This window comes from Sporomusa sp. 246TCP1 (assembly GCF_057319775.1).
Genome location: NZ_CM170492.1, coordinates 1,815,371 through 1,834,281, shown reverse-complemented (window position 1 = coordinate 1,834,281; position 18,911 = coordinate 1,815,371). Strand labels below are relative to the sequence as shown.

Below are 18,911 nucleotides of genomic sequence, written 5' to 3'. Positions count from 1 at the left end.
GTTATAAAATACCCCGGTGTTAAACACCAAAAAGTCGCACAGCAAGGGCATACCCGGTTTCTATGCTGAAAGGCTCAACAGCAAAGAGGGGTATTTTATAACAGCCTCTATAGACCATCAAAAAAATTTTACCATAGATTAGCTCAGCATGAAAGTAGTTCTGCTAGACTATAGAACATTAACAGGATCAATATCGATAATAATATTTTTTTGATTCGCTATGCTCATCGTGCTAATTTGTTTAGTTATTGTGGGTAAATCCTTGGTTTTAATGAGAATATTCACCCGGAAAATATCCTTAACTTTATTTACCGCAGCCGGAAATGGTCCAATAATGGCAGCGCCGGCCATAGCCAATGACTGCGTAAGTTCTGAGGCTACTTGGTTAGCCTGACGGTGAACTATGGTTTCGTCATTAGCTTGTACTGTTATTTTTATCAGATTCGTATACGGCGGGTAGCCTAACTGCTGACGAAAGCTCAGCTCTTGTTGATAAAACTCCCGATAATTATGCTCTGCCCCGGCAGTTATCGCATAGTGCTCCGGATTATATGTTTGCATGACTACTCGTCCTGTTTTACTGCCACGTCCGGCTCTCCCCGCAGCTTGAGTCAGGAGGGCAAAGGTTTTTTCCGCTGCTCGAAAGTCAGGTAAGTTGAGTGCTGTATCTGCTGAAATAATACCAACTGCGGTTACATTGGGAATATCATGACCTTTAGCCACCATTTGTGTACCGAGGAGAATATCATACGAACCGGCAGCAAAAGCAGCAAGAATCTTGTCATGGGCCAGCTTGCCACGGGTAGTATCTTGATCCATACGTACAATTCTGGCGGCTGGGAATAACTCTTTCAGCGCTTCTTCCACCTTCTGGGTGCCTGCACCAAAATAACGGATGTACCGGCTGCCGCATTCAGGACAAACGTCTGGTACTGCATGGCGTTCCTGACAATAATGGCAGCGCAGGATACTAGTGGGAGCATGATAGACAAGTGAAATATCGCAGTGGCCGCATTTAAGGACATGACCGCACTCACGGCACAGAACAAATGTTGAGTAGCCGCGACGGTTAAGCAGAATAATAGCCTGTTCTTTCCTGGCTAAGATTTCGGTTAACATGGTCTGCAAAGGCAGTGAAATGACACTGCGGCGACCTTGTGCCAGTTCTTGCCGCATATCGACAATAGTAACTGCCGGCATCGGTATATCATCCACCCGTTTATTCATCGGCAATAATTTATGTTTTCCCTGCAGTGCATGGTAATAGGTTTCAATAGCAGGTGTCGCACTGCCAAGCAGTACAGTAGCTCCAGCAAATTTAGCTCTGGCTGCCGCCACCTCCCGGGCGTGATAACGGGGTGTTTCCTCCTGCTTATAGGTAAACTCATGTTCTTCATCAATGATAATAAGGCCTAACTGACTAACCGGCGCAAACAATGCTGACCGGGCGCCAATGACAATGCCGGCCTGTCCTGCATGCAGCCGTCGCCAGGCATCATACCGTTCACCTACTGAAAGCTTGCTATGCATAACGACTACATCATCACCAAAGGCCGCCCGGAAACGAGCGACAATCTGGCTTGTTAACGCTATTTCCGGTACCAGTACGATAGCCTGGCGGTCAAGACGCCGCGCTTCAGCTGCTGCATTAATGTAAACCTGCGTCTTACCACTGCCGGTAACACCATGAATTAAAAAGGATTTATATATACTGTCATTTATCGCTGGAATAATTTGCTGCAGGGCCTGTAACTGCTCTGTAGTCAAGGTCAATTCAGCAGCTTTGGGCTGAGCTCCAGCATAGCTATTACGAAATACCGGCACACTGCAGATAGTGATAAGCCCTTGTTCAGCTAGTTTTTTCACAGTAGCCTGGGTAACAGCCAAACTGCGCAGCTCAACTGCATTTAGTTCTTGTGTAGATAATAGCGCCTTGAGCAAACGCCGTTGGGCAGTTTTAGAATTAGGCAGCGCTTTTTCCATTTGGTCAGCGACTTCCCGGCTTACGGCCAGCTTAATAAGCATTGTTGAGTTAGCCTTGCCGCGCTTACTGACAGTATCAGCAGTTACAATTAGCTTGTGCTGTAAACAGAATTTTATCATGCCTGCAATACTGGTGAATCTTTTAGCAAGGTCGGTCAATGTGACCGGACCGTGTTCATCAATGTAGTTAAGTATTGCAAGGTACTCTGGTGGTTTATCATTTAGTAACCTTTTGGTATACTCCCAATCAAGCGTACCCGGTACTTGATATGCTTTTTGCGTTTTGATGCCTGATTGCCCTGGAATAAATAACCGCATTGCTTCAGCCAGAGAGCACAGGTAATAATTACTTAGCCATTTGGCAGTTTCTAACATGTTGTTATCAAACCACGGATAATCATCCAGAACATCAAGAATGGTTTTTAAGCCGGGAATATTTTCAGCCTCTAACCCGACAATAAATCCCTCTACTTTTCGATTACCAAATGGCACCAGCACGCGCCAGCCTATATCTGCAAAAGACAAGTGTGCGGGAATAAGATAAGAAAAAGGCTTAGTTATGCTGCGAGTAGGAATATTTACAATTATTTGGGCGGTATTTGACATGTTTTCACCTAAAGTATTATTTCTTTATTCACCGGATTAGCTCTCAATCCAGGAAAGGTTAGCCTTTCCCTCTGGATAAAGAGAAGGGGACTTGTTCAGTCCCCTTTTTTAACTAAAGTATATATTCGCTTTTATCTATCAAATACCTGCTACCGGTTTTTCATGGTAATGAGCGGCCATTTCCCAATCAAGACCGGTGTCCATCGGCAAACGTTTAAAAAAATGTTTAATCCGTTTCCTTTTTTGCGGCGAAAAATGAAGCTTCATATGCTTATTCCTAACTTAGAACTGAATAGCCAAGTGATTGTAGTGTTTCTTCAATTCCGCTAGAAGGTAACGATTCATCGTGGCTAACTGCAACTTGCCTGGAAGCCATATCCACCTTAACTGAGGCAACACCCTGGAGATGGGACAACGTATGTTCAATACGGTCCCGGCAGTGGTCACCTTTGATGCCGCCAACATGGTAAACAGATTGTGTGGTATTTTTCTGAGTAACCAATAGAATACCTCCTTATTACTGAATTATAGGTCCAGCAATGTTAGTATTACCATTGGCTATCAATTAATAAGTTTATCCGCTGTCCCAGGTTTGTGCTAAGGTCACTTTAGATATTGGCTTCTTGGCGAAGAAGTTCGGCTTTATCAGTATGTTCCCAGGGCAAATCCACGTCAGTACGGCCAAAGTGACCGTAGGCGGCTGTTTGGCGATAAAGAGGCCGTCTAAGATCAAGCGACTTAATTATCCCGGCAGGCCGTAAGTCAAAATGTTTGTTGATAAGTTCAACGATTTTATCTTCTGCAATTTTGTTAGTTCCAAAAGTTTCTACCATGACAGAAACCGGACGAGCAATACCGATGGCGTAAGCCAATTGAATTTCACATTTATCGGCTAGTCCGGCTGCAACTACGTTCTTAGCAACATAGCGGGCAGCATAAGCAGCAGACCTGTCAACTTTTGTGGGATCTTTACCCGAAAAAGCACCGCCGCCATGACGCGCCATACCGCCATAGGTATCAACTATTATTTTACGTCCGGTTAAACCGGAATCTCCTTGCGGTCCACCCACTACAAACCGGCCGGTTGGGTTAATATAGTATTTAGTTTTAGCATCCAATAATTCTTCTGGAACTATGGGAAGGATTACTTTAGCGATAAGGTCTTGTTCAATGGTCTCACGGTCAACGTCAGGGCTATGCTGGGTTGAGATTACGATTGTGTCAACACGCACTGGTTTGCCATCTTCGTATTCAACAGTGACCTGTGTTTTACCATCAGGACGCAAATAATTCAGGTCGCCATTTTTACGAACTTCTGACAAACGTCGAGCCAATTTATGGGCTAAGGCAATAGGCAGCGGCATAAATTCCGGAGTTTCATTTGTTGCGTAACCAAACATCATGCCCTGGTCACCGGCGCCAATAGCACCAATGGCATCAATCTCACCTTGCTTTGCCTCTAGTGCCCTGTCTACACCTAAAGCAATATCAACCGACTGTTCATCAATGGAAGTTAATACACCGCAGGTTTCACCATCAAAACCATACTTGGCACGGGTATAACCAATGCTTTTAATGGTCTCACGTACAATTTTGGGAATGTCAACATAGCACTTCGTGCTAATTTCACCTACTACATGTACGATCCCTGTGGTAACTAATGTTTCGCAAGCTACCCGGGCCTCAGGGTCCTGGGCTATAATAGCGTCAAGCACACTGTCGGAAATTTGGTCAGCTATTTTATCAGGGTGGCCTTCCGTTACCGACTCAGATGTAAACAGCACACGTTTTTTGGTCAAAATAGTATTCCTCCTAATCCTACTGGTTACTAAAAAAAGAACTCCCGCAAGGGAGGTGTGATATTCCACTCCCATCTCACGGTTTTACCGTCGGAATTGGCACCGTTTTTAACATAAACATGCTAAATGGTTGCCGCGGTTTCATTGGGCCAGTCCCTCCACCACTCTTGATGAGTATAGTATATGCTATTTTCACTTCAAAAAAATTTTAAACCAATTGCCTAAAAAAATCAAGTAAATTTTGTCAGTAGTGTACTGATTTTATCTAAAAGGATCTCAGCTACTTGCTGTTTGCTCAGTTGAGGAAGTTCTTCGACACCGCCATCTTTATGGATGATTTTTACAATATTTGTATCAATATTAAAACCGGCCCCAGGCAAAGTGATATCATTAGCAACGATCATATCAAGATTTTTTTTAGTCAATTTTTCCCGGGCATGAATCATAAGGTCTTTCGTTTCGGCGGCAAAACCCACTAGTATTTGCTTTTTTTTTCTTTGCCCCAGCTCAAACAGAATATCCGGATTCTTAACGAGATTAATGGTCAAAGTGTTCCCTGTCTTCTTTATCTTTTGTTCAGCTACCAGTTCTGGACGATAATCCGCGACAGCTGCAGCTTTGATTACAATATCAACAGTATCAAATTCAGCAAGTACAGCAGCCTGCATTTGGGCAGCTGTTTCTACTCTGGTAATACTTACTCCCGGTGGAGCAGACAGATTTGCCGGACCGGAAATAAGTATGACTTCAGCCCCCCGTCTGGCTGCTGCCCCGGCAAGAGCATACCCCATCTTGCCGCTCGAACGGTTACCAATATATCTGACAGGGTCAATAGCCTCACGGGTACCGGCCGCTGTAATTAGTATGCGTCGCCCCCGTAAATCCTGACAGTTATGTAGCAGCGCTGCTACTTTATCCACGATGAATACCGGTTCCGGCAACCGACCCGGCCCTTCAACACCACACGCTAACAAGCCGGTAGCAGGTTCTATAATATGATAACCTAGCCCTGCCAATTTGGCTAAGTTTTGCTGAGTAACCGGGTTAAGATACATATTGGTATTCATAGCCGGTGCCAGTATTACCGGGGCTTTGGTAGCCATAATGGTAGTTGAAAGCATATCATCAGCAATGCCATTGGCGATTTTACCGATAATATTGGCAGTAGCAGGTGCAACAAGAAACACATCCGCCCAGTTAGCTAAGGCAATATGCTGTACGTTCCAGGTTTTGGGTTCTTCCCACATATCAGTTACTACCGGATTACCGCTAAGTTCACGAAAAGTTAACGGTGTGACAAACTCTGTGGCCGCTTTGGTCATGATAACGTTGACGTTACAACCCGCTTTTTTCAAACGGCTGACAACCTCAACTGCCTTGTAGGCTGCGATTCCGCCGCTAACTCCCATAACAATGTTTTGACCTGAAGACATCATTGACTCCTATTTAATACCAGTTTTAGTGCGCTCATAGGTCATCTTTCCCTGAGCAACTTCTTCTAACGCAATTGTCACTGGTTTGTTGGATTTGCATTCAATAAGCGGTTGCTGCCCATCCATAATTTCCCGCGCCCGTTTGGCGGCTAGCACTACCAGTGTGTATTTACTGTCAACCTTTTTTACTAAAGAATCTAATGACGGATTAATCATAGCGTTTCCCCTTATTTATTATTTAACAGTATTGGTACCTCATTACCAACACAACCAGTACAATAGAGATGATCAATTAAAGCTGTGTTACGCTGTGCCCTTAATTTTTCAGCCGCAATAATGGTTTGGATTTTCTGTACGGCTGTCGCCACCTGATCATTCATTACAATATAGTGATAGTTATGTGCCAGGGAAAGCTCACTACTGGCGCACTCCAGGCGTTTTTTGATGACATCAGGACTGTCAGTGCCGCGCTTGTGAATTCTGTCAGCCAATTCATCCAGCGAAGGTGGAATAATATATATATATACACCTTCCGGAAATTTTTCTTTAACTTTCATGGCTCCTTGTGTATCTATTTCTAATATGACATCATATCCTTTGTTTAACTGCTCAACCACATAGTGACGTGGTGTCCCATAAAAATTACCGTAGACTTCGGCCCATTCCAGGAGATCGTCATTTTCAATCATCGTTTTAAATTGGTCTTTGGCAACAAATAGATAATTTATTCCTTCCACTTCTCCTGCCCGGGGCGACCGTGTAGTAGCCGATATAGAGTATTTCAAATAGGGGTTGCTATGCAATAACTCTCGACAAACGGTGCCTTTACCAGTACCCGAAGGACCGGAAACAACAATTAATATTCCTTTTTGCGGCATGGCATAGGCTATCTCCTTTCCAAGATTATTCAGCAGGGTCATCAGCAGTATCTTTGCTAGTCAGGCGGTGAGCTACTGTTTCAGGCTGCACTGCCGATAAAATGACATGATCACTGTCGGTAATAATTACAGCGCGAGTCCGGCGGCCGTATGTAGCATCGATAAGCATACCCCTGTCACGCGCTTCCTGAATAATACGTTTTATGGGGGCTGATTCAGGACTGACAATAGAGATAATCCGGTTAGCCGAAACAATATTACCAAAGCCAATATTAATCAATTTTATATCCATTAGAACTCCTCCTATAAATTTATAGGCTATTTAGATGTAATGCTTCTATATTACTCTATGTTTTGGATTTGCTCTCTGACCTTCTCTATTTCACTTTTAATTTCAACCACAACATTGGCAATAGTAGAATCATTTGCCTTGGAAGCAATAGTGTTTGTTTCCCGGTTTATTTCCTGAACAATAAAATCCAGTTTACGTCCTACCGCTTCAGAGGATTTAATCGTTGTGTTAAACTGTGCTAAATGACTTTTGAGCCGGACAATCTCTTCCGTAAAATTAGTCCTGTCAGCAAATATGGCTGTTTCCTGGAGCAGTCTGCTTTCATCAGGCTCGGCCCCTGCGGCAGCTAGTAGTTCACGCATGCGGACTAACAATTTTTCCCGGTATTCGACAAGAATTTGCGGTGCCCTTTCCTCTACTGTTGCAATATAGGTCTGGAGCTTATCAACCCGCGCTTCCAGGTCTTGCTCAATGTTGGACCCTTCCGCTTCCCGCATTTTCATAAGATTACCGATTGCCCCTTCAATGGCGGTAAGCAGTTTGGGCCATAAGCACTCTACATTTTCAGTTACTTCCTCCACTTTGAGAACTTCGGGATATTTTGATAAATGGTATATATTGTCAGTTACTGGTACTTTTAACAAACCAGCTAATTCTCTCATTGCATTATGGTAAGCCATTGCCAATTCTTTGTCAACCCTTACGGCCTTTTTCTTTTCCCCATATTCGTCGACGGTAATAAAAGCATCTATCCGTCCGCGTAAAATAGTATTGGCAATCGTGCGACGAATCCTATCCTCCAGACTGCCCAGAGTTTTAGGCATGCGAATGACAATTTCATTGTAACGATGATTTACTGCTTTAATTTCAACCACAATACGGTGAGTAGAATCAATATATTCTCCCCGGCCAAAACCGGTCATACTTTTGAGCACAAATTTGCACCTTCCTTTGCGTATGTTATTATTGACGGATAACACGATTTTAACCGTAGTTTTTTACATTTACTTCGCTTTGCTCGTTATAAATCCCTTTTTCGCCAAATAAAAATATAAATGGAGATCATCTCCATTTATTTTTAAAATTATTTAAAGTTAGGTAACTCAAAATAAAAGCGACGTTCTTGTTTGTCTTTGGTAGTTACCGTCAGGGTAATTGGTTTGCTCAAAACTACATCTTGCTCATAAAAGTAAAAATAGTAATGAGCAGTATAATGCGGCTCATTTGCGGCCCAGGGGTTTTTTACCGGGGGGTTGATTACAGCATGGTAGGGTTTGATTGTCTTTTTTTCCTGCTTAATAATAACTTGAACATTATCACTAAATTTTTCAGTATTGCCATTTACGATTATACTGAAAACAAGACATCCGGCATAGTCGGCCAAAATCTGTTCACTATTAGCAAGCTCAATCGATTGCTTGCTAATAGCTTTATCACGAGCGTCGTAAGCTAAGAGCAAAAATGGTGTGTACAAATAAGCTCTTTCCGTTGTTTCGTTGATGATCGCAGCTTGTTCCTCATAAGCAAGCCAGGGCTGAAGAAAATCTGAGAGCGGCATTTTGCTGCGTTTGACGCCATATTCTTGCGCTTCTAAGATAACATCGTTATTAATTAAAGTGATAGCCCCAGCAGACAGTGGAACAGAAAGCAAAATGATTAAGCCGAGAATAACGGTAACAAGCTTCACCCTAACACCTCCGCGGACAAAATACTTTCTGTATATCTATTATACTTCCGGCAAAAAAAATCCTTTTATTTCTGAATTTTAAATCAACAATTAATCGGATCTGCATGAGCCAATTAATTTTATAACAAATAGTTACCGCGAAATACCTCTACGGCCGGACCTGATTTATAGATATGGTTGTTTGCGGCCCACTCAAGGTAAAGATCACCGCCATCTAATTTGACTGTGGCCTGGCGATTAGTACAGCCGTTTAAAACCGCAGCTACCAGGGCGGCGCTGGCTCCTGTGCCACAGGCCTTGGTTATGCCGGCACCACGTTCCCAAACACGCATTCTTATTGTTTTTCTGTCAATAATCTGCAGAAACTCAACATTGGTTTTTTTGGGGAATAGGGTATGTGTTTCGATTTTGGGCCCAATAAGTGCCAGATCAACTTTAGTGATATCGTTGACAAAGATCAGGCAATGGGGATTACCCATAGAGACACAGGTGATGTGATAAGTTTCTCCATCTATCGCAAGAGGCATACTAATTACTTGTTCTTCAGGATTACCAATAATAGGAATTTCGCCCCGTTTAAGTCTGGGGAGTCCCATATCAACCTTAACCGTTGCCAGTGTGCCATTTTTAAAGATAAGTTCAGGCGTAATAATTCCCGCCAGGGTGTCTAGGGTAATAACGGTTTTGGCAGTTAATTTGTTTTCGTAGAGATACCTGGCAACGCAGCGGGTAGCATTACCACACATATCAGCTTCACTGCCGTCTGAATTAAAGATTCGCATTTTAAAATCAGCAATGTCTGATGGCAGCAGCATGACAAGTCCGTCGGCCCCAATCCCAAAGTTCCGGTCACAGACAGCAATCGCTTGTTGCTGGTAATCAGCAATCTGTTCTTCCATGCCATTGACAATTACAAAATCATTACCTAATCCATGCCATTTAGTAAACTGCATGCTATTTCCTCCTAGGATATTATCTAATAGTATCGCTATCGGCTTTGTGGTATAGTGGCCCGGCGGACGGGACGACGTTTGAATATCTGTTTGCAGGCACTTATTAGTAGTGTCCAGCCTGATACGATCAAGATAAACAGCCAATGACCCACAGATAAAGGTACCGTCGAAAAGATGGCGCTAAAAAAAGGTATGTACATTACAGAAAGTTGCATGATACTCGAAAAAGCAACGGCGGCCAGCAAGTATCTGTTGGTCATGAACTTAAGTTCAAAGATAGTAGCCATTTCCGACCGGCAATCGAATACATGAAACATCTGACAATATACTAATGTTGCAAATGCCGCTGTACGGGCTAGCGCTAAATCGTCCTGCATATAGTATATCACACTAAAGACAAAAAGTGTGCTCAAACCAATTTGGATGCCGCGACCAATGATTTTCTGACTTAATCCCCGGGAAAAAACGCTTTCTCCGGGATGGCGGGGTGGCCGCTGCATAACGTTGGGGCTGCTGGGGTCAACTCCCAGTGCCATGGCAGGCAGCCCGTCAGTGACAAGATTAACCCACAGTATTTGTACCGGTAAAAGTGGCATCGGCAGCCCGAAAAGTGCAGCCAAAAACATAGTAAGGACTTCGCCAATATTGCAAGCTAGCAAGTAACGAATGAATTTTCGGATATTTTCATAGATACCGCGGCCTTCTTTCACCGCTGCCACGATTGTTGCAAAGTTATCATCAGCTAAAACCATAGCCGAGGCTTCTTTAGTTACATCGGTGCCGGTAATTCCCATGGCAACGCCGATATCAGCTTCTTTTATGGCTGGAGCATCGTTAATGCCGTCACCGGTCATAGCTACAATATGCCCTTGCCGTTTAAGCGCCCGAACGATTCTTAATTTATGAGCTGGCGAAACACGGGCATAAACGGTAACACGATTGACAATTGCATCAAGCTCAGGCTCGGTCAATGCGTCAAGTTCTTTACCAGTCAGTGTCTTATGCTTGTTTTCTTTATAAATATTTAGCTCCTGGGCAATAGCAATCGCTGTATTCTTATGATCGCCAGTAATCATTACTGTTTTAATACCAGCTTCACGACACAGGGCAATCGATATTTTAACCTCTTCCCTCGGGGGATCAATCATGCCGATAATGCCGGCAAATACCAAATCATTTTCGATGGTTTCATCAGGATTTTGGGCTTGTGCAGGGGTTAGGCGACGGTAAGCGACTGCCAACACTCTGAGGGCGCCTGAAGTCATTTGTTCATTAATGCTATTTATCTGGGCAATGTGATTCTTGGTTATCGTAGTGGGACCTGCATCTGTATGATAATACCGGCATAATTCCAGGATCACGTCAGGAGCGCCTTTAACATAGAGTATATTGTTGTTATTGCTATCATGGTACACAACCGACATCCGGCGACGTTCGGATTCAAAAGGAATTTCAGTTACCCGTTTCTGGACTTTCTCAATTTCGCTTTGCCAAATGCCTGCTTTGCCTGCTGCTACAATAATAGCCCCTTCTGTTGGGTCACCTTCTATCGACCAGCCAGTTTCAGTTTTATTACGCCATGCACCGGTAATAGCAATCGTATTCTGTTTTAAGATACTGTTATTACAAAGAACGCCGATTGTAAGGCATTGTTGCAAAGCTTTATTTTTATTTAAATCAAGGGGCTGCTGATTGAGCAAGATGTTGCCTTTAATATCATACCCCGAACCGGTAACTTCATAATGGTTGCCATCAGCGAATATTTGGCGTACCGTCATGGCATTTTGTGTTAGTGTACCAGTTTTATCTGAACATATTACTGTTGTACAGCCTAATGTTTCAACTGCTGGTAATTTTCTAATAATGGCGTGTTGTTTAATCATTCGTTGCACACCAAGTGCCAAAGCGACTGTAACAATAGCGGGCAGCCCTTCCGGAATAGCAGCAACTGCCAGGCTAATACCGGCCATACACATCAGAAATACAGACTCTCCTCTAACTACCCCGGTAATAACGACAATTAAACAAATAGCCAGACAAGCCCAAACTAACCATTTTCCCAAATGTTCAAGGCGTCGTTCCAGCGGCGTGGTTTCTTCTGTTGTAGCCTGAATCATATCTGCTATATGACCGACTTCGGTAGCCATGCCAGTCGCACAAACAACAGCCCTGCCACGGCCCCGGACTACGTTAGTGCCGGAAAAGACCATATTTTTCCTGTCGCCTAAAGGAGCATCCTCACTAAACTTGCGGTCAGCGACTTTGCGAACAGACGTAGATTCTCCGGTTAACGCTGCTTCTTCTACCTCCATATTATGTACATCAATGAGCCGGCCGTCAGCCGAAAGCTTGTCACCTGCTTCAAGTACTAAAATATCACCAGGCACAAGTTCACTGGCTGGAACTTGTTGGACCATGCTGTTTCTCACTACTCTGGCAGTAAGTGAAGCCAGTTTTTTTAGTGCAGCCAGTGACTGCTCAGCTCGATACTCCTGAATAAAACCTAATACAGCATTCATAAGAACAATGACTAAAATGGTAATGGCATCAGCATATTCACCCAGAAAAGCCGATATCAGTGTCGCTCCTAACAGTACTAATACCATAAAGTCTTGAAATTGTGCTAAAAACCGTTTCCACCAAGCTGGTTTTTCTTTTTCAGCCAGTTCATTACAACCGAATTTTTCCAGCCTGTTTTTGGCTTCTGCAGTAGATAAGCCATCAGTAAAGCTAGTTTGCCAGAATTGAACTGCCTCCTCAGACGTACGTGTATACCATTTTTTCCTATCCATGCAGCCACCTCGCTACCATGTGTTGTTTTTGCTATATTAACCATAGTATTCTATTGGCAGCAGAATTAGACCGGGTTTGACCGCTAAATAGCAGGGTGTTATACTATTGGCAAATTGTCTTACGTTTTTGCGGAGGTTATGTTATGAATATTGATGGATTATCGCTTGCACCGCTGGTAGGTGAGCTTAATACAGCGCTTACTGGCGGACGCATTGATAAAGTATTTCAACCAGACTCTTACTCCCTCTTGCTATGGGTACGCCAGCCAGGAGAAAACCTGCGTTTTTTTCTCTCGGCAAACCCTGAGCGTCCTAAATTGCTTATTACAACGACTATACCCGAAAATCCGGCTGTAGCCCCTAATTTTTGCATGCTGCTCCGGAAACACCTGGAAGATGGGCGCATTGCCAGTATTGAGCAGCATAGCCTTGACCGTATTGTCAACGTCAATATTGATGTTCGCGGTGAACGCGGCCGGATTTTTACTAAACGCTTAGTCATTGAAATAATGGGAAAATATAGCAATATTATTTTACTGCAGGATAATATTATTATTGATTCAATAAAAAGAGTCAGTGCTCATGTAAGTCGTCATCGTCAGGTTTTGCCTGGTAAAGAGTATATTTACCCGCCTGGTCAGGATCGTCTGAATATCCTGGATATTGATTCTACCCGGTTTGTCACGCAAGTATTAGCTGCGCCTGCCACTTCGCTGAGTAAAGCTATTATTGCTACCGGGATTGGTCTTGGCCCGCTTACGGCAAAAGAACTTGCCTGGCGCGGTGGGTTTTCCCCTGATATTCGCATGAACGATCTTGATACTGCCGACATAGGCGCACTAAGTGAAGCAGTCGCCAGTATTGCCAGCCAACTCAGGGACGGTTTAATAGCACCGACTGTTGTAGTTGAGGGGCAGGACAAGCCTCTAGCCATTGCCGCCTTTGTTCCCGAACATCTTAGACAATATAACCTGCACAATTTTTCTACAATGAGTGCTGCTGTCGATTTTTTCGATAAGTTTAAAGGCCGGCCGCCCTTGCCGGCAAAAGAATTATTAACTAAGCTACTAGCTGCAGAAATAGCAAAGCTAACCCGTAAACAAGCTGTGCTGGCAGAAGAATTGTCTCAGGCCGAAAACGCCGATGAGCTCAGAAAGTGCGGCGATATTCTTATGGCCAATCTGTATAGCATTATTCCAGGCGCCGACAAACAGGCTTTATTAGACATATATAGTGAGATAAACGAAGCGCAGGAAATTATTATTAACCTTAATCCGGCGCTATCTGCCATCGAAAATGCACAGCAATATTACACCAAGTACAATAAAGCCAAACGTTCTGAAGAGCATTTGACCGGTCAGCTGCAGGAATGCCGGACAGACCTTACCTACCTGGAGAGCATTGCCGTCGCCCTTTCCCATGCCGGTGCCAGTGCTGAGATAAATGAAATTCGCCAGGAATTAGTCACCGCCGGATACATAAAAGCAGCCGACAAACGACGTTTGTCAGCTGCTCCATTAGCACCGCTTTCGGTGATAACTACCGATGGTTTTACTGTTATTATTGGCAAAAATAATCGTCAAAACGACTTGGTAACTTTCAAACAGGCTCGCCCGGATGACATTTGGCTGCACACTAAAGATATTCCCGGTTCACATGTTATTATTCGTGGTGAAAACCGGGAAATATCACCACAGGCGATCAATGAGGCCGCACAATTAGCCGCCTATTACAGCAAAAGCCGTCAGTCGGCCAGTGTTCCTGTCGATTATACAAAACGTCGCTATGTGCGCAAACCTTCAGGTGCAAAACCAGGCTTCGTTATCTATGACCATCAAAACACTATTTATGTAACTCCTGAAGAAGCGCTTATCGGTAAATTACTTAATCCTCAATAATTTCTTTAATGACAACCTGTTCACTGCAATCTGTTGAAGTCAGCTGCACGCTGACTATTTCTTTGCTTGAGGTGGGCACATTCTTGCCGACATAGTCAGCCCTAATCGGCAGTTCACGGTGACCGCGGTCGATTAGTACCGCTAATTGAATAGCAGCTGGCCGGCCAATGTCGATGATAGCATCAAGTGCTGCTCTTACTGTTCGTCCGGTAAATAAAACATCGTCAATTAGTACGACCTTCTTGTTATTAATGGAAAACGGGATTAGCGTCTCATGAACAATGGGCTGATAAGCCAAGGTTGATAAATCATCCCGGTATAAGGTGATGTCCAGTACCCCAACAGGCAGGTCAACCCCTTCGATTCGCTTGATCTCTTCAGCAACTCGCCGGGCTAAGGGAACGCCGCGTGTTCTGATACCAACTAGTGTTACATCGCTAACACCTTTGTTGCGTTCGACAATCTCATGGGACACCCGGGTCAGGGCGCGTTTAATCGCTTGAGAATCCATAATGATGGCTTTATCTAACATCGTAACCTGCTTTGCCATATTCTTATATCTCCTTTCTTCTTCTACTCGCCTGTAAGCGGTTAAGTATATCAGTCATGTCTGATGGAAGTGGCGTGGCAAACAGCATGTCCTCCCCTGTAACCGGATGCTTTAGTGACAGTTCAGCGGAATGCAGTGCCTGCCCTTTTATCGCAAATTGTTTTTTTTCAGGACCGTATTTAGGGTCACCTACAACAGGGTGGCCAATATACTGCATATGTACTCTAATTTGGTGAGTCCGTCCTGTCTGTAATTTGCACTCAACCAAAGTAAAGTTAGTAAACCTTTCAATAACGCGAAAACGGGTTATCGCTTCTTTGCTGTTACTAAATGTGACGGCCATTTTTTTTCGGTCAGCAGCGTGCCGACCGAGAGGAGCATTGATAATCCCCTGTTCTTCCGCAATATTCCCATGAACAATGGCCAGATATTTGCGGCTAGCCGTGCGGGTTTTAATTTGTTCAGCAAGATTAAGATGAGCATGATCATTCTTAGCCGCTACCATGACACCAGAAGTGTCTTTATCCAAACGATGCACGATGCCGGGACGGATTTCGCCATTGATACCGGATAAATCCTGACAGTGATCCAAGAGCGCATTGACCAGCGTGCCTTGATAATTGCCGGCTGCCGGATGAACAACCATACCGCGTGGTTTATTGACCACAATAATATCTTTGTCCTCATAAAGGACATCAAGCGGAATGTTTTCAGCCAGAATCTCGACCGGTTTAGCTTCAGGAATGGTTACACTTATAGCGTCGTCAGCCTGGGTTTTATAGTTAGCTTTAACTTTCTTACCATTTACAATAATCAGCTCATCGGCAATAAGTTTTTGCAAATGGGAACGGGACAGTTCCCCAAACCGACCTGCTAATAAAACATCCAGGCGAGTGCCCTCTTCTTCAGCTGTAACTTTGAAATTAGATGTGCTGCTACTAGCTTTTTCATTTTGTTCCATGATATCATCCTATCTTGGGTTTTCTTGGTTTTCTGTTGGAAAAGCGCTAAACACAAGGGTATAAATAACACAACCAACACCGGTTACAATGGCAATATCGGCCACATTAAAAACCGGCCAAATGCGAAAATCAAAAAAATCCACCACATGCCCGGTTTGCACTCGATCAATAACATTGCCAATAGCTCCGCCCGCGAGCAGGCTTAACCCCAGCCGCATAAGCCGGAAGGGTTCCGGTATATGTTTTAAGAAATAAGCGGTAAGTCCCAGCATTAAGAGTGCAATTGCAATAAAAAGCATTCTTTGATTTTCTAAAATACCAAAAGCAGCGCCAGGATTTAATACATAGGTAATATGAAATATCCCGTCCACCACAGGTATAGACATTCCTGGCAGCATGTGGCCTTGAATATACTGTTTTGACCACTGGTCAATAAGTACTACTGTTGTAGCAATGACTGCTAATAGTGATATCGGCACCAATCTTCTCTCCTATCCTTACACCAACTGTATAGACTATGATAACATGATACCTGCAAATTTCCAAATATAAGATAGTAAAGAAAACACGACTTGCGCCAAGCCGTAATTTACTTCTCTTTTTGGAAAGTGAAATAACGTTCAATAGTGTTACGATAGTAATAGGCTATCAGGCCAGCCGCTATTAATATGGAGGTAATAGCGGCTGCTGCCTTAATATTATGGGAAAGGTGTTGTCCAAGGAGCGAATAAAGCACAATGGCTGGTGTTTGACCGATAGCAGTCGCGGTAGTAAACTCCCAACAGGTAAGTCTGGTCAGACCAGCCCCATAGCTAATAACTTTAAAAGGTACAATTGGCACTAGTCTGGTGATAAATACGGCTATGATACCATGGCGTTTAAAAAAACGATCAGTAAAGTTTAAATATTTACTGCTGACAAATCGCTCTATTACCGGGCGGCCATACCAGCGGGCAATCCAAAAATCAAGGACGGCTCCCAAGAGCGCTCCAGACCAGGAATACAAGGCACCGTATTGCCAGCCAAATATCCAGGCATTGGTAATCGTTATGATAATTCCCGGAACTAGTGGTACCAGGGACTGTAGTGCCATAAGGGCAATGCTTGTTACCGGTGCCCATATCCCATAAGACAGGATAAACTGGCGCAGACCTTGAAAATTTCGATATTGCAGATAGGTAATGCCTTCACTGGCAAACTGCTGTACTCCAGGTAAACAAAAATAAGCGGCTACAATCAGTCCAAAAACGCCAATTCTACTTAGCACTATATAGGTGTTTTTGGGACTGGTCATTAGGCGCCCTCCTAGTACATTAACTTTTCCCATAAATATTATCGTCTCGCTCTTATATGATGACTATGATAGCAACCAAAATAGTGTATCCACTTGCACAGTTTATAATTAAACACAGGCAATTGAATTCCTGCATACCAAGTAAAGAAACCAGGCTATCGCCCGGTTTCTTTTTCTTTTCTCTGTAGTCGTTTTCTAGCGTGGTTACTAGTGCTTCCAGGTTCATTAGGAATAGCATCAGCCAAGTCAACAATACCCTGGTGTTCATTACTATTGAGAAATAAAGCTTTATAGTCATAGGTTCCGGGGATATCCTGCGGTGTGTCTGAGCTGCCATAGCGGGCTACGTCCTGCCAGGCGTCCTCCCCGTCATAACCGACAGAATCAACACTGTCTGAGTCTAGAAAACTTCGATGAAACGGCGGCGCAAGTGAATCTTCTTCCAGTGGACGGGGTGTAACATCAATCTGTTCTGATTCCTCTTGGCACTCTTTGCACTGAGTGGCCCAAGGAAGCGCTTCAAGCCGTTCAGTTGCTATCTCGGCGCCGCATGTGTCACAGCGTCCATAGGTTCCTTGGTGAATTTTATCCAGCGCGTGTTCTACACTTCGTAAGAGTACGCGCTCGTTGTCTCTCAGTCCTAAATCCTTGCCACGCTCAAAGGTCTCACTACCTAAGTCAGCCGGGTGATTATCATAAGCCGACAGTTCACCGGTTGTATTCGATAATGCAGCACGCAGGCCATTATCTTCTAACTGCAAGATGGTATGAACTAAATCCTGTTTTTTGGCTTCCAGCTGTAGTTTAAATTTTGCAACTTGTTCAGGGCGCAAGGTAAAGCCCCCTTGTCAATGAATAAATTTGACGACTTCATTCAATCGTAGTCGCTCTTTATATTCTTTTGGTTGTTCACCACTGTAGCCTAAACAAATCATGGCTACAGCCCTAAGGCGAGGCGGAGCCTCTACGGCCTCCTGGACTTTTCTTTCATCAAAAGCGCCGACCCAGCAGGCTGCAATACCTACTCCTTCTGCTGCCAGGAGAATATTTTGGGCTGCAGCAGCTGAATCCTGGAGACAATATAACTGGGCACCACGTTCGCCGTATCTTTCGTTGGAACGGGCGGGATCAGCTAAAATAACAACAACAGTGGGCGCATCGCTTATTTGTTCTTGATCAAAGGACGCTTCAGCCAATTTTGCTTTTACTGATGAGTCTTGTACTACATAAAAATACCAGGGCTGCAGGTTACCGGCACTAGGTGCCATATTACCGGCGTCTAAAATTCTAGTTAATGTTGGTTCCGGAATTTGTTCAGACTTGAATAGGCGAACACTGTGACTTTCACGGATGCAATCAAAAATGTCTTTTGTCATGCGTCATCCTCCTGAATTGGAATTAGAATGTTCCGTTTTTGGTTTCAACAAACCGGAGAATATCAGCGATAAAACCACCGATACCCGGTATATTGAGCATAATCAGCTGCTTGAGAAAAGCGAGTAATAAGGCGAACACCAAGCTGGCTCCAATGGCAATGCCTAAGCCGCGGGCAATACCGGCCACAAAATTAGTCAAAATTAGTTTGGCCGGACGTTCCAGCGTTTCCATATAATCAGCAATTCTCATGGCCTCTAACCGGTTTGCAAGCCGTTCTAGCTGTTTGGCCACAAATTCGGGCTGCTCTTTCGCAGCCTTTGTAGTATTTACCGGATGTTTATTATCCATACAATAGTCCCCCACTTGTATTATTATTACCCGGCGAATAAAAATAAACCGGAATTTAG

At 43.9% G+C, this 18,911-nt stretch carries 20 protein-coding genes and 1 riboswitch; of the genes, 1 reads left to right on the top strand and 19 read right to left on the bottom strand.

All coding sequences use genetic code 11. The features are described 5' to 3' along the window. Positions 1 to 168: 168 nt before the first annotated feature. The 12 genes from priA to AC1ECB_RS09070 form a co-directional block, all read right to left on the bottom strand. The gene (gene priA / locus AC1ECB_RS09125; RefSeq protein ID WP_485668407.1) at positions 169 to 2,589 is read right to left on the bottom strand and encodes a primosomal protein N'; all 2,421 of its coding nucleotides are present in this window, start codon (positions 2,587 to 2,589) and stop codon (positions 169 to 171) included. 138 nt (positions 2,590 to 2,727) lie between these two features. Further along, on the bottom strand, positions 2,728 to 2,856 hold the full coding sequence (locus AC1ECB_RS09120; RefSeq protein WP_021170568.1) for a hypothetical protein: 129 nt from the start codon (positions 2,854 to 2,856) through the stop codon (positions 2,728 to 2,730). Between the two features lie 10 nt (positions 2,857 to 2,866). Further along, complete coding sequence (locus AC1ECB_RS09115; protein WP_485668406.1) at positions 2,867 to 3,091, bottom strand: heavy-metal-associated domain-containing protein; 225 nt, start codon at positions 3,089 to 3,091, stop codon at positions 2,867 to 2,869. Positions 3,092 to 3,197: 106 nt separating this feature from the next. Further along, positions 3,198 to 4,388 (bottom strand): methionine adenosyltransferase, encoded by a 1,191-nt coding sequence (gene metK, locus AC1ECB_RS09110; protein WP_485668405.1) that lies wholly within the window; start codon positions 4,386 to 4,388, stop codon positions 3,198 to 3,200. A gap of 68 nt (positions 4,389 to 4,456) precedes the next feature. Beyond that, positions 4,457 to 4,565, bottom strand: a riboswitch (SAM riboswitch). 53 nt (positions 4,566 to 4,618) lie between these two features. Further along, on the bottom strand, positions 4,619 to 5,821 hold the full coding sequence (coaBC, locus tag AC1ECB_RS09105) for a bifunctional phosphopantothenoylcysteine decarboxylase/phosphopantothenate--cysteine ligase CoaBC (RefSeq protein ID WP_485669303.1): 1,203 nt from the start codon (positions 5,819 to 5,821) through the stop codon (positions 4,619 to 4,621). Positions 5,822 to 5,830: 9 nt separating this feature from the next. Further along, entirely contained in the window at positions 5,831 to 6,037 is a 207-nt protein-coding gene (gene rpoZ, locus AC1ECB_RS09100; protein ID WP_485668404.1) for a DNA-directed RNA polymerase subunit omega, read from the bottom strand. 11 nt (positions 6,038 to 6,048) lie between these two features. Then, the gene (gene gmk / locus AC1ECB_RS09095) at positions 6,049 to 6,699 is read right to left on the bottom strand and encodes a guanylate kinase (protein ID WP_485668403.1); all 651 of its coding nucleotides are present in this window, start codon (positions 6,697 to 6,699) and stop codon (positions 6,049 to 6,051) included. 25 nt (positions 6,700 to 6,724) lie between these two features. Further along, positions 6,725 to 6,991, bottom strand: a complete 267-nt coding sequence (gene remA / locus AC1ECB_RS09090; protein WP_021170574.1) for an extracellular matrix/biofilm regulator RemA — start codon at positions 6,989 to 6,991, stop codon at positions 6,725 to 6,727. Positions 6,992 to 7,041: 50 nt separating this feature from the next. Then, positions 7,042 to 7,926 carry a YicC/YloC family endoribonuclease gene (locus AC1ECB_RS09085; protein ID WP_485668402.1) on the bottom strand — a complete coding sequence of 295 codons (885 nt, stop codon included), beginning with the start codon at positions 7,924 to 7,926 and terminating at the stop codon, positions 7,042 to 7,044. Between the two features lie 149 nt (positions 7,927 to 8,075). After that, a complete protein-coding gene (locus tag AC1ECB_RS09080; RefSeq protein ID WP_485668401.1) occupies positions 8,076 to 8,678 on the bottom strand; it encodes a hypothetical protein in 603 nt (200 codons plus the stop codon). Between the two features lie 119 nt (positions 8,679 to 8,797). Beyond that, the gene (gene dapF, locus AC1ECB_RS09075; RefSeq protein WP_485668400.1) at positions 8,798 to 9,631 is read right to left on the bottom strand and encodes a diaminopimelate epimerase; all 834 of its coding nucleotides are present in this window, start codon (positions 9,629 to 9,631) and stop codon (positions 8,798 to 8,800) included. 35 nt (positions 9,632 to 9,666) lie between these two features. After that, positions 9,667 to 12,423, bottom strand: coding sequence for a calcium-translocating P-type ATPase, SERCA-type (locus AC1ECB_RS09070; protein ID WP_485668399.1), 2,757 nt, complete (start codon positions 12,421 to 12,423; stop codon positions 9,667 to 9,669). Between the two features lie 143 nt (positions 12,424 to 12,566). Between AC1ECB_RS09070 and AC1ECB_RS09065 the strand changes: the two genes are divergently transcribed. Next, positions 12,567 to 14,321 carry an Rqc2 family fibronectin-binding protein gene (locus AC1ECB_RS09065; RefSeq protein ID WP_485668398.1) on the top strand — a complete coding sequence of 585 codons (1,755 nt, stop codon included), beginning with the start codon at positions 12,567 to 12,569 and terminating at the stop codon, positions 14,319 to 14,321. Here AC1ECB_RS09065 and pyrR read toward each other — a convergent pair. The 7 genes from pyrR to AC1ECB_RS09030 all read right to left on the bottom strand — a co-directional run bounded on the left by pyrR (position 14,308) and on the right by AC1ECB_RS09030 (position 18,852). Continuing rightward, the gene (pyrR, locus tag AC1ECB_RS09060) at positions 14,308 to 14,871 is read right to left on the bottom strand and encodes a bifunctional pyr operon transcriptional regulator/uracil phosphoribosyltransferase PyrR (protein ID WP_485668397.1); all 564 of its coding nucleotides are present in this window, start codon (positions 14,869 to 14,871) and stop codon (positions 14,308 to 14,310) included. The two genes, AC1ECB_RS09065 and pyrR, sit on opposite strands and share 14 nt — an antisense overlap. Before the next feature lie 4 nt (positions 14,872 to 14,875). Beyond that, positions 14,876 to 15,832 carry an RluA family pseudouridine synthase gene (locus AC1ECB_RS09055; protein WP_485668396.1) on the bottom strand — a complete coding sequence of 319 codons (957 nt, stop codon included), beginning with the start codon at positions 15,830 to 15,832 and terminating at the stop codon, positions 14,876 to 14,878. Between the two features lie 9 nt (positions 15,833 to 15,841). Beyond that, complete coding sequence (lspA, locus tag AC1ECB_RS09050; RefSeq protein ID WP_485668395.1) at positions 15,842 to 16,312, bottom strand: signal peptidase II; 471 nt, start codon at positions 16,310 to 16,312, stop codon at positions 15,842 to 15,844. 110 nt (positions 16,313 to 16,422) lie between these two features. Continuing rightward, positions 16,423 to 17,127 carry a TVP38/TMEM64 family protein gene (locus tag AC1ECB_RS09045; RefSeq protein ID WP_485668394.1) on the bottom strand — a complete coding sequence of 235 codons (705 nt, stop codon included), beginning with the start codon at positions 17,125 to 17,127 and terminating at the stop codon, positions 16,423 to 16,425. A 155-nt stretch (positions 17,128 to 17,282) separates the two neighbouring features. Then, a complete protein-coding gene (locus tag AC1ECB_RS09040; RefSeq protein ID WP_485668393.1) occupies positions 17,283 to 17,960 on the bottom strand; it encodes a TraR/DksA C4-type zinc finger protein in 678 nt (225 codons plus the stop codon). Between the two features lie 15 nt (positions 17,961 to 17,975). Next, positions 17,976 to 18,503, bottom strand: a complete 528-nt coding sequence (locus AC1ECB_RS09035) for a nitroreductase family protein (RefSeq protein WP_485668392.1) — start codon at positions 18,501 to 18,503, stop codon at positions 17,976 to 17,978. A gap of 22 nt (positions 18,504 to 18,525) precedes the next feature. Next, positions 18,526 to 18,852, bottom strand: coding sequence for a DUF5665 domain-containing protein (locus AC1ECB_RS09030; RefSeq protein ID WP_485668391.1), 327 nt, complete (start codon positions 18,850 to 18,852; stop codon positions 18,526 to 18,528). Between the last annotated feature and the right edge of the window lie 59 nt (positions 18,853 to 18,911).

Coding starts and splice junctions, on each gene's coding strand:
- priA (WP_485668407.1), bottom strand. CDS start 2,589: ATGTCAAATACCGCCCAAATAATTGTAAATATTCCTACTCGCAGCATA.
- AC1ECB_RS09120 (WP_021170568.1), bottom strand. CDS start 2,856: ATGAAGCTTCATTTTTCGCCGCAAAAAAGGAAACGGATTAAACATTTT.
- coaBC (WP_485669303.1), bottom strand. CDS start 5,821: ATGTCTTCAGGTCAAAACATTGTTATGGGAGTTAGCGGCGGAATCGCA.
- rpoZ (WP_485668404.1), bottom strand. CDS start 6,037: ATGATTAATCCGTCATTAGATTCTTTAGTAAAAAAGGTTGACAGTAAA.
- gmk (WP_485668403.1), bottom strand. CDS start 6,699: ATGCCGCAAAAAGGAATATTAATTGTTGTTTCCGGTCCTTCGGGTACT.
- remA (WP_021170574.1), bottom strand. CDS start 6,991: ATGGATATAAAATTGATTAATATTGGCTTTGGTAATATTGTTTCGGCT.
- dapF (WP_485668400.1), bottom strand. CDS start 9,631: ATGCAGTTTACTAAATGGCATGGATTAGGTAATGATTTTGTAATTGTC.
- AC1ECB_RS09070 (WP_485668399.1), bottom strand. CDS start 12,423: ATGGATAGGAAAAAATGGTATACACGTACGTCTGAGGAGGCAGTTCAA.
- AC1ECB_RS09065 (WP_485668398.1), top strand. CDS start 12,567: ATGAATATTGATGGATTATCGCTTGCACCGCTGGTAGGTGAGCTTAAT.
- pyrR (WP_485668397.1), bottom strand. CDS start 14,871: ATGGCAAAGCAGGTTACGATGTTAGATAAAGCCATCATTATGGATTCT.
- AC1ECB_RS09055 (WP_485668396.1), bottom strand. CDS start 15,832: ATGGAACAAAATGAAAAAGCTAGTAGCAGCACATCTAATTTCAAAGTT.
- AC1ECB_RS09045 (WP_485668394.1), bottom strand. CDS start 17,127: ATGACCAGTCCCAAAAACACCTATATAGTGCTAAGTAGAATTGGCGTT.
- AC1ECB_RS09035 (WP_485668392.1), bottom strand. CDS start 18,503: ATGACAAAAGACATTTTTGATTGCATCCGTGAAAGTCACAGTGTTCGC.
- AC1ECB_RS09030 (WP_485668391.1), bottom strand. CDS start 18,852: ATGGATAATAAACATCCGGTAAATACTACAAAGGCTGCGAAAGAGCAG.